The sequence below is a fragment of the Leptolyngbya sp. Heron Island J genome (assembly GCF_000482245.1).
Lineage (GTDB): Bacteria > Cyanobacteriota > Cyanobacteriia > Phormidesmidales > Phormidesmidaceae > Leptothoe.
In genome coordinates, this window is record NZ_AWNH01000030.1 from 16,200 (window position 1) to 28,504 (window position 12,305).

10 protein-coding genes are annotated in these 12,305 nt (G+C 47.2%); 4 read left to right on the top strand and 6 right to left on the bottom strand.

Annotation, left to right across the window (positions count from 1 at the left end; translation table 11 throughout):
- Positions 1-117: 117 nt before the first annotated feature.
- The 3 genes from N836_RS75240 to N836_RS48500 form a co-directional block, all read right to left on the bottom strand.
- Entirely contained in the window at positions 118-2,196 is a 2,079-nt protein-coding gene (locus N836_RS75240; protein ID WP_023071963.1) for a glycoside hydrolase family protein, read from the bottom strand.
- 410 nt (positions 2,197-2,606) lie between these two features.
- Complete coding sequence (locus N836_RS48495; protein WP_161634950.1) at positions 2,607-3,698, bottom strand: EAL domain-containing protein; 1,092 nt, start codon at positions 3,696-3,698, stop codon at positions 2,607-2,609.
- Between the two features lie 667 nt (positions 3,699-4,365).
- Complete coding sequence (locus tag N836_RS48500; protein WP_023071965.1) at positions 4,366-4,722, bottom strand: slr1659 superfamily regulator; 357 nt, start codon at positions 4,720-4,722, stop codon at positions 4,366-4,368.
- 258 nt (positions 4,723-4,980) lie between these two features.
- Between N836_RS48500 and N836_RS48505 the strand changes: the two genes are divergently transcribed.
- The gene (locus tag N836_RS48505) at positions 4,981-5,589 is read left to right on the top strand and encodes a PAS domain-containing protein (protein WP_023071966.1); all 609 of its coding nucleotides are present in this window, start codon (positions 4,981-4,983) and stop codon (positions 5,587-5,589) included.
- Between the two features lie 102 nt (positions 5,590-5,691).
- On the opposite strand, the gene N836_RS48510 is transcribed toward N836_RS48505, so the two are convergent.
- On the bottom strand, positions 5,692-5,949 hold the full coding sequence (locus tag N836_RS48510; RefSeq protein WP_023071967.1) for a hypothetical protein: 258 nt from the start codon (positions 5,947-5,949) through the stop codon (positions 5,692-5,694).
- 315 nt (positions 5,950-6,264) lie between these two features.
- Between N836_RS48510 and N836_RS0137605 the strand changes: the two genes are divergently transcribed.
- A complete protein-coding gene (locus tag N836_RS0137605) occupies positions 6,265-7,152 on the top strand; it encodes a response regulator transcription factor (RefSeq protein ID WP_023071968.1) in 888 nt (295 codons plus the stop codon).
- 9 nt (positions 7,153-7,161) lie between these two features.
- Here N836_RS0137605 and N836_RS48515 read toward each other — a convergent pair whose 3' ends face one another.
- Entirely contained in the window at positions 7,162-8,145 is a 984-nt protein-coding gene (locus N836_RS48515; RefSeq protein ID WP_023071969.1) for a histidine kinase, read from the bottom strand.
- 301 nt (positions 8,146-8,446) lie between these two features.
- On the bottom strand, positions 8,447-9,220 hold the full coding sequence (locus tag N836_RS73115) for a pre-peptidase C-terminal domain-containing protein (RefSeq protein WP_023071970.1): 774 nt from the start codon (positions 9,218-9,220) through the stop codon (positions 8,447-8,449).
- Between the two features lie 78 nt (positions 9,221-9,298).
- Here N836_RS73115 and N836_RS77000 point away from each other — a divergent pair, with 78 nt between their 5' ends.
- Complete coding sequence (locus tag N836_RS77000) at positions 9,299-9,709, top strand: hypothetical protein (RefSeq protein WP_152532102.1); 411 nt, start codon at positions 9,299-9,301, stop codon at positions 9,707-9,709.
- Positions 9,710-9,974: 265 nt separating this feature from the next.
- A complete protein-coding gene (gene glgB, locus N836_RS48520; protein ID WP_023071972.1) occupies positions 9,975-12,278 on the top strand; it encodes a 1,4-alpha-glucan branching enzyme in 2,304 nt (767 codons plus the stop codon).
- Positions 12,279-12,305: the final 27 nt, after the last annotated feature.

Genomic DNA, 12,305 nt, shown 5'->3' on the forward strand with positions numbered 1-12,305 from the left:
CCATAAAAATCTAAAAAACCTCCCAATGCTTTATTGAGTAATGGATAGCAATACACCCCTAGCCTCTGTAGCAGATACATGCGATCGCACCAACCTTGGTAACAAATGCTACACACCTTATAAAAAGACGATCTGCTTACGACCTGTATCTAAATGCAAGTGAGAACTATAAATGAGAATTCCCCCTGGCCAGGAGGACCTCAGGGCGTTAGCGACCTGACGTACGCTAACGCCTGGCACATACATATCCACAGCACGTCCCGATAGGTGTTGGCTATTAGTAGCCCCTCCCACTGCTTCATTAGACTGGGGATCGCGATACCAGGAATTGATCACAAAAGGCTGGCCGATAATATTCCGCGCATTCTGCAGTGCCCTGGCAAACGTGATAATGTTGTCAACAATTTCAGGTGTTGTGGGAATGCGTGTACCATTCTTGGTGGCTTCTCCCCAGGTAAAGTTACTGTCAGTAAAGATCGGCTGTTGCGTATAAAATAGGCCCTCCTTGCCAGGCAGCCTAAAGGATTTGCCAGCAAAAGGAGGATACAGAACCTTACCATTCCAAGTGACCTGAGCATGCTGGTCATAAACATACCAGGTACTAAATGACGAAATAAAGTCTGACTCTAGCTTTAAGGCAAACTTAATATGACCATTAAAAGACTTTCCTTGCTCGTCTTTATAAGCCCAGGAATCAAGGATAAAAGAATTGCCTGATGGGATTGAGGCTTTTTCCTCAGTCGGGAGTTCTGATGACTGTAAAGGACGTCGTTTAATAATTGTGTTTTGGGTAAAGTTGAGGATAGGCGTAGGGGGATAAACAATGTTTTCGTCATATTCGACATAGGAGTGTCTATCGTAGACATACCACTGGCTTAGGCCCTTAAGAAAGTCTTTTGGGTCTTTGATGGAGATTTTAATATGGCTGCTAAAGTCTCCATGGGAATCCTGATAGGCATAGGAATGTAAGATAAAGTTGGTTTCTTTTTTAACTTCAACTTTTTCTGTGTCAGGCAGCTCGCTAGATGGCATCGGTCGCTGTTTAAAGATGGTATCGCGATACACCCTAAGCTGGAAAACAGTTTGTTGCTCTTCCCAAGGATAAACAACTTCATCATCAATCTCAACTTGCACATACTGGCCTTCTATAAACCAGGTGTTGAGTCCACGGATGGTCGTTTCCTTTAAGGCCACTTTAATATGACCGTTAAAATCGCCAGCGATGGGGTCAGCATAGGCATAGGAGTGCAAACTATAGGAGTCTCCTGCCTGCACAGGTTCTTTCTCGGCGTCACTCAGCTGAAGGGTTTCTTCTGGCCTGAGCTTCAAGACGGTATCTTGCTTGATCATCAAGCGGGTAACTGGACCGGGGGGCTCAGCGTCAGGGTCAGTGTTATCGGGAGGCTCTGGTGTATCGAGCAGGCTCTTCCAGGTGCCTGGACCCACTACTCCGTCAGCTTGTAACTCATTAGCCTTTTGAAAGTCTTTGACAATTCCTTCCGTAATCGTGCCAAAGAAACCATCGGCTGTTAACTTAAAACCCTTATCCACCATGGACTGCTGCATGACTTTAATGTCATCCCCAAACATAAATGGTTGGGTTAATGAGACTGTCCTCTGACCAGGGGAAAACGGACCTTTGAGACCAGTAAAATAGGATTGAGGTTTGCTTAAAACCCCCTTAAGAAACTGTTGCCCCGGTGATGACACATACAGATTGCTCTCACTGGTTAAAAATACCTCGGCTTCTGCCAGACGGCGCTTGAGTAAACCGGCTTCGACGTTGGTATTGGGGTTACGATAGAGCACCAGTGCGGCTTCTATTTCGTCCCAGGCGGCGTCTTTCAGGACGCGGGTAATGGTTTGAAAGCCGCTATTGCCATAAAAGGCAGCGCCCAGATTATAGGCAAAACTTAAAATGGCTCCCCGCTGGTCATCGTCCATGGTGTCCCAGGTGGGGATCTTGGTCTGCGGTGGTAGAAAACGGTTTTCTAAATCCCAACTCAGGAGGGCTTCCGCCTCTGCTTGGGTGAGGCTTTCCCCCAGTTTGAAGGGGCTGCCATTTTGCTTACGGGTACTGCCGTAGCCAATGGTGATGGGTAAACCGTCCGCTGAACCAGGGTCTGGATAGGCGTCTAGTCGCAGTCCTTCAAATTTTTTGATCAGATCGATCGCAGCATCGGGAATAGCAGCCATGGGGGGTGACCTGAAGATAGGGTGCTGATAATAATGATGCGGTCATTCTAGTGCGAAAGGAGTCATTACACTATCGTCAACTATCAAATTTTAAATTCTGAAGACTGGCCTACATAGCGTCTTAGCTAAGTGGTCTGACTGGATGGTCCATTGGCTGGCTGAGCATGCTGCGATCTCATCTAATACCGCTACGGTCACCAGAGGAGTGCAGGCTGGTTTGCAACATTGAATATTGGGAGTATTGCCCTGATTCTGAACATAGTATAAAGATAACAATGGGCTAAAGTCAGGTCAATAAACTCTCTCACAGACGCAGATTTAGTCTAACAACAATTGATTGTTTGGGTTGAGATCTGACGACTCAAACACTATTTTGTCATGTCAATGATTGCTCTACTGCACGGTTCTCTCTAAACCCTGAGTAGTTTTTTTTGAATATGACTAAAATTCGCCTCAGGCAACAACTGAGAAAAACCACGAATAATCTGATTACAGCGTTGTATAAATTCATGGGTCCAGTGCTGCAAATCTTTCTGTTGCCAGGTATTTAGCTGCTTATACAAGAGCGGCATTGTCTGATTTTTGTAGGGTTCAATTGAGGTTAACCAAGGTTTAGTCGGTTTGGTTTCCTGCCAGTATTTTGTGACTAGCATCTTGCCTAAAAGCTCTTGTGCAAACTGACTCAGATGATGCATTGCGGTCAGATAAAGGACAAGGTGTTTGTCCTGAAATGAAATTAACGATGTTACCTCGCGAGGACTGACCGGTTGGGAGACAAGATGACCTTGACCATAGGTGCAGCCAAGGGAGTTAACAGCTGCAAGTTGCTTATCGGTATCAATACCTTTAGCAATGACCTTGGTGTTAGCGTTTTGGGCGATATCTAGGGTCAGATCATAGGACTTTCTAATCTGACGGTTTGTGGATAGTTGATGGATACATGGAGTTTTCAACTTTACAGTGTCTACCGATAGACGTTGCAACCACTGAAGCCATGAAAAGGACGGGGCAAAGTCATCGATGCAAATTGAGATTTGATGCTGATCGAGCTGTCTAATAATTGACTGTGCTGCTGACCAGTTTTGGATAATTGAGCTGCTAGGAATCTTTACCTTTAAATGGTGGGGGGCTAATCCCGTCCTTGCTAAGATTTGTTGAATCGAGGTTATTAAATATGGCCATGATAGCTGGCATTTGGATAGACTGACACTCACATATAGAGGTTTGTCAATTATGCAATGGGTTTGCCATTGCTTCATCTGACGGCAAGCTTCGTAAAATATCCACTGATAAAAGAGATGATCCAGCTGAGAGTGTGATACTAGCTCGGCTATATTCTCTGTATAAAGCTGTGCGCGGTTTGGTTGCCAAAAAACCAGGGCTTCAAACCCATAGAGTTCTTTGTTTTGTAGTGAAATAACAGGTTGATAACACAGTTGTAACTCCTGCCTAAAGTGAAACGATAGCTCTGAGCACCGTTCGACAACATCTATATGTGACATAGATAAAACTTGGAATAACGCTGAGGTAGAAGGAAAGGCTTGAAACTGCATCAGTCAAGACATAAGGAAAGACTTGAAGCTGCGTCAGTCAAGACATCATAACCATAGTGAGTTCTTTAATTAAAGATCTAATGAAATGAACATTAAAAATTACTCATCTTACCTATTAAATAATGATAAAAATTAGCCATAAAATAATTCTGTTTTTTGCGCTAAGCCGTGCCCATGATCTCAGGATTAGTCAGTGGTGTTTTATCTTTAGATACTTGCGCTAAGCTGTATGTTGGGTAGCATCTGAAAATTCTAAGGCCAGTGATATTGGCATCTGAGAGATAACAATATCCTCGTGAGTTCAAGGGAAGATTGCTCTGAGGTTACACTTGGATGTTAGCAAATGGATCCAACAAGTCTTGAAATGTTCAAGTCTGGTCCAGTAAGGAGATTGCACAAAAATAAAGGCTCAGGTTGAGGCTGTGGATGGGTGGATGAGTGATGGGGTAACGGGGGAATTATTTAAGCGTGAGAGCCTAAAATAAGGGTGAGCCTTGGATGAAATGAAGACTATTCTCCTGTTGCAGAGCGACAGGCATAGAATGAGACTTTTGGGTAAACGGTAAGATTTTGTCAAGATTTTACCTTCTCTTCAAAAGTCTTTTCATGGCCAGTTTTAGCCCAGTTCTACAACCATTTCAGGGAGCAATCGTTTGAGATTTACTAGAGACCTAGACTGCCAGGGAATTGAGTTAGACCCCCGAATTTTCATGGCAACGTTTGTCGCTCGACGTGCTTTGATGACAAACTTGGAAATAACGTTAATGCCAGAGCTATTTAGAAATTTAAGATCTCGTAAATCAAGGGTCAACTGACCCACCTCTTGGCTGGCTGCATACTCCAGGGACTGCTCTAAGAGCGCAGCAATTGGTGGATATTCTCCCATGCCCATCAGCGCCAGTTCGCCTTTAAATGTCACGGTTGACACCGCTTGATCATAAACGACCTCATACTCTTTGCCTTTGATTTCCATGTACAATCTCCAACATGCTTACTTTTGGGCAGGTAGCCAACCAGTCAACCAATCATAACTGAGCCATTAAGCAATGGTATCAGGCAATTTCTATCGCTAATGAGTGCTCCAAATATAGGGGAACCCAGACCGCCGTTTTAGGACTGGATGGCTGTGCAAGTTTTTTGAAGTAGCCAGCGCGGTAGGTGATTTTCCATTTTTGGAACGGATCTGAGGATCAGGTCCTCTAAAGTACCAGCAGTTATTCTTATCCAAGCCATGTCAGATAGTGATCCAGTTCATCCCGCTGCTAATGCTAATGGCGTAAATTCTGCCGCCAGTCTCAGACATCGATTACTAGAATTGGAACAGGAAAAGGCTGATCTGCAACTGATGCTCGATATGGCCCTTGAGCATTCAGATATGCTTTTGGACAGTCTACATCAGCAAAATCGCGATCTGATCCTGCAGCTAGAACAGACTTCAAACTTAATCACTTTTAGGGGAGAGCAGCAGGCTGGGGAGATTAAACCTTTGGCAGAACAATTTAAGCTTGTGACTGAAGCGCTTCCTATGGGTTTAATCATTGCTCGGATTGAGGATGGCCAGATTGTCTATGGGAATCCGGCTATCTGTCAGTTGTTGCGGGTATCTGCTGATCAATTAGAAAAGCAGAAGATAACAGATTTTTGTTATGGCTCAGTTGCTTGTGAACAGCTGGTTACGGCTATGCTTAACCGACAACCTTTTAATGGACAATTACGTTGGTCTCAGTCTGGCGGTAGGGTCTTTGATGCTACGGTATCGCTACAGCCAATTGTGTTTAGAACGAAGCCTGCCCTGCTGAGTGTGATTCAAACAGCAGGACAGGCTGATGCAGGTTTCTAGGGGTTTCTAATTTACGAGACTGTCAGGTGGGTCGTCATGTGTTGGTGACCAAGGCCCAAACGTGATAGTGCTCGATGCCAGGAGCGGGGAGTTGAACAAGGTTTAGTTGGCTTCATTCAAAAGCAGTCCAGCACGCCAGAGGTTGGCGCGGCAGACAAAGGCGCTGTAGTGAGAAATGAGCTGCTTTTGGATATCCTGGGGCTGGCATTGGGCGATGTCGTATTTGGCGATCGCAACTGCAATTGACCGAGCATCTTGTTTTGGAATTCCCGTATGCATCAACTGTTGCCAGTAGCTAGAGCCTACCTGCTTAATCTCAAGTACTTGCTTGCACTGCTCTATGGTCTGTGGCACTGGCATTGTTGATTTTCCCCGTAAAAAACACACGTAGTTGAGTTAACAGTTAACTGGCTAACGAATCAGTGACTTGGTTATCTCAGAAGAGAAAATCCCCCAGTGTAAATACACCAAGCCTAGCAGCGTCAACCAGTCTAGCCATTGGGAGACTCTAGTTTCTAATGGTGCCAACAATGTTGTTGCCTTTGTCGGGAACCATCCAGAAAAATATCCGCTGATTCAGTCCTATAACGGTGAGTGAAGCACAAGTTCACCAGCCATCTGTTGAATTGCTCAGCCACAGTTTGTCATACAGTTAGCAATCGGTTCTTTCCTGATATGGCAACTAGAAAAGTAGTTTTTGCCAACTTTGGAACGCTGTTTAATAGCATTCTCGGTGGCGGCTGCCCCCCCTCTGACATCATTCAGTCCAACAAACGGCAAGGTTTTCGACAGTTCGATGAGCGTAAAATTTACTTTCAGATTTGTAGCTGTCGCAACGCTAACCAGTATGGTGATGCAAAAGCACCAGGCGCAATATTGCAGAAGACCATGATGGATTTAGCCCAGGACGTTTCGAGCAAACAGTGTTTTTTGGTGGTCGATGATCATGAAGCCGTATTGCAAGGTACGGTCCCTGCTTTGCAGAAGGCTTATCCATGGGCAGATATTTTTACAGCCCAGGACTATGGGTCAGCCATGGAAAGGATGGAGCAAGTTCAACCGGAGCTAATGGTGGTGGATCTAAGTATTCCTGAGCGGGCTGGGGCGGTGGCCACACCTGATGTGGGGTTAAAGCTAGTGGAGCAATTGCTGACTAGTCAGCTGGCTCCCAATATTGCCGTGTTGAGTACTGATGTTAATCCGTTGGTACGGCTCAAGGCCATTATCAAAGGCTATGAAGGGGGCTTTGCGGCGATGGATAAGTCCCTGCCGCTCCAGGAAATGCTGAACTATATTGATTTTGCCATGCGTGGGTCGGTGTACTTGCCGCAAAAGGTAAAGTCTCGACCTGAGTTTCATCCTAAATGGTTAGAGCTGCTGCAGCTGCGGTTTCAAGAAGGGCTCACCGATAAGGCGGTGGCTAAACGGATGGGTACGAGCGATCGCACCATTCGCAACTACTGGGTACGAATTCAGGATGCGTTGCTAATTGGGGATGAACCGGACAAAGACTTAAAGGTGCAAATCGAAATTGAAGCTCGAAAAATTGGGCTGATCCACTAGCCCAGGGCCTTATGCCAGAGACATGGGCCACACTAATTCACATCGCACTCCCCGAGGGCGATTAGCCAGCCGCTGGAACTGTCCAGTCAGGGTTTTAGCCAGTCGCTGGGCCTGATGGGTGCCCTGCTGATCGGACAGGGTTGTACTGGTCGGACTGTCTGGGTTCAGGCCAGGTCCATTATCGACAATACCCAGGTAGTAGCTATGCTGGCGCTGTTCACACAGTACCTCTAAGCGGGTGGTACCTAGGGCATGTTTACCCACATTGCAAAGGGCCTCTTGCAAATAAAGACAAAGACCACGTTTATGATCTAACGATAGTGTCGTCGTTACCAGGGGGCTAAAGTCGGGGGTGATCTGAAACAGAATTGTCTTAAATCCAGGAAAGTCCCTTTCTAGGGTGTGTTCAAAGGTTTGCAATAGTAAACCCGGCAGGTCTTCATTGAGATCCAACGTTAAACCGCCTTCTAAACACAGCACTTCATAGTGATTATTAACCGCGCCGCGCATGGATTGATAGATGCCCCGCAGGTCAGTGTTGATTTTTTGTAGTTGCGATCGCAGCTGTTGCGTTGAAAACGAACAAATATCCGTCCGCAATAGCACCGCCAGTTCCTGCAATGGCCCATTGTGCACTGCCTCATAGGTGCGCTCAATCGTCAAAGAACGTTGCTCCAAAACCTGTTGAGTCAACGCCAGCGCCTCCTCCTGTGCCTGCTTCCGCTCAGCAATTTCTCTAGCCAAATTCCGATTGGCCGCTTCCAACTCAGCGGTACGCTGTCTAACTCGCTCTTCCAACACACCATTCAATTCCCTCACATGGCGTTCAGCTAGCTGCAGCTCATGTTCCAAAATCGTAGAATGCTCTACAACCGTATCCAGCATGATCTCCGCATCATGCTTTTGCGCCGCCAAAACCTCCAGCTTCTGCGTTAGATCTTTAACCAGCGCTACCAGGTTGTCTCGGCTAGCATGCTCGAACGATGAAGACATAAACACAGCCTCTCAACGGACCGATGGCACCCAACACCAATGCCCACGATACCAGCATCGCCTAACAGACCGCCCTAGCCTCAACCCCCAAAATATTAAAAGCAAAAAAAATCCCCCAGCATTATCTGTGAGGGATATGTCAAGGTTCATCTACTCATTCACACCTTCTTAAAGACTCACCAACATCCGGAAAGTTTTGATTATTGTGTAAAGAAATCGCCAATTTCCCATAAATCTAAAAACATTAATGCGTTTTAATGTTAGAGATTGGTACTGACTGTCCTTACTAACCAACCATTAACTAGCGTTCAGGCGCTTGACCCGACCGCACAAATTCCGCCTGTTCTCGAATCAGTTGGGCAAACTCCTCTTCACCAGTAGCCGTATAAAGCTGAGCCGCTTTTTCGTAATTCACTACAATTTCTGACCGAATCTCTGCAGGCAAATCATTCGGCCCCCTAAAGGTCTCTCCTAGGATCAATGCCTGCTGGCGCAGCAGTGCATCAGCTTTGCCTAAATACGCATTGGGATCATCAGCTCTAAGTACAATCGCGGCTGTGTAAGCCTCAGCTGCCTCGCCATAGTCCTCAGACTGCATCAGCTCTAAAGCCCGGTCATACACCAGCTGATAGTCCGTAGCCGGTTTTACAGTCACCTGATAAGTGCCCCCCAGCTGTCCATAGAATGAACCGGCCAGCAACGTATACTCACCCGTCTCCGGCAATTCCATCACAATAGTCGCTTGAGGAGTCCCGTTATAGTCATCGTTTTGCTCTAGAATCTCCCCAGCCGGGTTCATCAGGGTGATAAACGTGTCAAACTCTTCGCTCACCATTTCAATGATGACCGCATCGCCTGCTTCCCCTGTGAAGGTATACGTATCCTGCTGAGGTTGAAACTCAACCTGTTCCTCAAGCAGGGCCTGAGCTGCAGCCGGAGCTGCCATAGGACTCCACAGCCCTAAGACCGTTCCCATGAAGGTAAGCTGAGCAACGATAGCAAACTTGGCGAAGCCGCTATTTGGTCGATAATGCATCTGACGACCCATTAAACTGAGTAAAGAAAAGCTAGGCATAAAACTCCTTAGCGCTGCCTACAGCAGCAATCATTAACAGCAATGGCTCAAAATAGCGGAAAACTTCCATCTAAACCCATGGTGTCTTGGCCACAAGTCTCCTGGCCGAAACTCTTAAGCGTTAGCGTTGGCTGTATCGGATTGTGGTTCAGCAGCAGCAGCTGGGGACTGGCCCAACCCATTAGCGATCCACCTGTTCCATCTAGCCATCAGCCCTTAGCTCCCGTTGCGACCCCAGCAGTCAATATAGATCAAATTTTGCTGCCTCCCGCTGATGATGTGCCAGAAGAAATACTGAGGACTGAAATCATCTTTGAGGCCCGTTCCCCCCTAGATGGCACTACCTTATCACCTGCTGATTATGCCCAGCTCCAGGCAGACCTAGCCGCGTCTCAAACTACACCTACCCTAAATCTAAGTCCTGAATACGACTTCATTCTGCTTCTATTACAGCTGCGTCGTGCATTTAAGCCAGTGATTCCGTTTTAGCCAGACAACAGCAGCACTCTCAATTGCTAATGATCTGAGCAAGTTCTTCACCCGCCATATCCTCCCAGCCAGCCTTCAAATTTTCACACCAAGGCTGCAATTATCCGTATTCTCAAAGCGCTGATGACGGATGCCTGTTACCTTCCATGTTAAGGAACGTTCTGTTAACCTAAACTTCATGGTCTTTGCTCATTTAAAGACAGCGATTTAGCGCACCACCCTTTTTAACAGCACTTTTATATACGGTTACTAGGTTTACACTTCTATGGCACTAACAACGGCCCCAGAGCAAATTGACCGGATTGTCGGTAACTATCACCACAATCCCTTTGACGTTCTCGGCCCCCATCGCATTCAGATAGAGGGTAAAGATGTTTGGACGGTGCGTGCCTATCTACCTAAAGCTCAATCTGCTTGGGTGATTTTGCCCGATAGCCGCCAGGAAGTCCCGATGAGCAACGAACATCACGGTGACTTCTTTGAATGTGTGCTTGAGGTGAATGATCTAGCCAGCTATCAGCTGCGGTACGAAGCAGAAGATGGACATGAGCATGTTGTCTACGATCCCTATGCCTTCCGATCTCCACTAGTTACCGAATATGATGCGCACCTGTTTGGTGAAGGTAACCACCATCGTATTTATGAAAAACTCGGGGCTCATCCCACCACGATTGACGGTGTAGCAGGGGTTTATTTCGCCGTATGGGCACCCAATGCCCGTAATGTATCGGTTCTGGGTGATTTTAATAGCTGGGACGGTCGCCAGCACCAGATGAATATCGGTTTCGGCGGTATTTGGGGATTATTTATTCCTGAGCTAAGCGTCGGCACCCATTACAAGTACGAAATCAAAAACCACGCAGGCCACATTTACGAAAAGTCTGACCCTTACGGTTTTCAGCAAGAGGTACGTCCCAAGACAGCCTCAATTGTGACAGACCTCGATAGCTATCAGTGGCAAGATGATGCTTGGATGGAGCAACGTCGCCATCAGGACCCGATGACTCAGCCCGTCTCAGTGTATGAGTTACATCTGGGCTCCTGGATGCATGAAGCTTCGGTCAAACCCGCTAAGCAACTAGACGGTACCGATGCTCCGGTGGTGACTGTGGCTGACCTTAAGCCCGGTGCACGTTTTCTCACCTACCGGGAACTTGCCGAGAAGCTGATTCCCTATGTCAAAGAACTAGGCTTTACCCACATCGAGCTACTACCCGTGGCCGAGCATCCATTTGATGGCTCTTGGGGGTATCAAGTCACAGGCTACTATGCCGCCACATCTCGCTACGGCTCTCCTGAAGACTTGATGTACTTCATTGATCAGTGTCACCAAAATGGCATTGGTGTTCTAGTGGACTGGGTGCCGGGTCACTTTCCTAAGGATGGCCATGGTCTTGCCTTTTTTGATGGGACTCATCTCTATGAGCACGCTGACCCTCGCAAAGGTGAACACAAGGAGTGGGGCACCCTGGTCTTTAACTATGGCCGCAATGAAGTGCGTAATTTCTTAGTGGCCAACGCCCTCTTTTGGTTTGACAAGTATCACATTGATGGCATTCGTGTAGACGCTGTGGCCTCGATGCTCTACCTGGACTACAACCGTAAAGCTGGCGAGTGGGTAGCCAATGACTATGGCGGTCGTGAAAACATTGAAGCGGCTGACTGCTTACGTCAGGTAAACCATCTGATCTTTAGCTACTATCCTGGCGTTCTTTCAATTGCAGAAGAATCCACTTCCTGGCCCATGGTATCTTGGCCCACCTATGTCGGCGGTCTTGGTTTTAACCTCAAGTGGAATATGGGGTGGATGCATGACATGCTGGACTACTTCAGCATGGACCCCTGGTTCCGTCAGTTTCATCAAAACAACGTCACCTTTAGTATTTGGTACGCCTTCAGCGAGAACTTTATGCTGGCGCTGTCCCACGATGAAGTGGTGCATGGCAAGAGCAACATGATCGGCAAAATGCCCGGTGATGAGTGGCAGAAATGTGCCAATATGCGCTGTCTCTACACCTATATGTTCATGCATCCAGGCAAGAAAACCTTGTTTATGGGCATGGAGTTTGGTCAGTGGAGCGAATGGAACGTCTGGGGCGATCTGGAATGGCATCTACTGCAATATCAGTCCCATCATCAGCTTAAGACCTTTATGGAGCAGCTCAACGCCACCTATCGGAGTGAGCCAGCTTTGTATACTCAAGATTTTGATCAGCAGGGGTTTGAGTGGATTGACTGCAGTGATAACAGGCACAGCGTTGTTGCCTTTATTCGTCGGGCTAAAGACAGCGATGAATTTATCGTCGCTGTTTGTAACTTCACCCCACAGCCCCACAGCCACTATCGTGTGGGTGTGCCCGCTAAGGGGTATTACCGGGAGATCTTTAACAGTGACTCCCGCGAATTTGGCGGCAGCAATATGGGTAATCTCGGCGGCAAATGGTCCGATGACTGGGCTTATCACAATCGGCCCTATTCGCTAGATTTAACCCTGCCACCATTGGCAACGGTGGTATTTAAGCTCGAACCGGCTCGAACAGCATCGGCGGCGCTATCTGGGTTTGCCTAAAATCAATCTGGTAGGAGCGTTCTATAG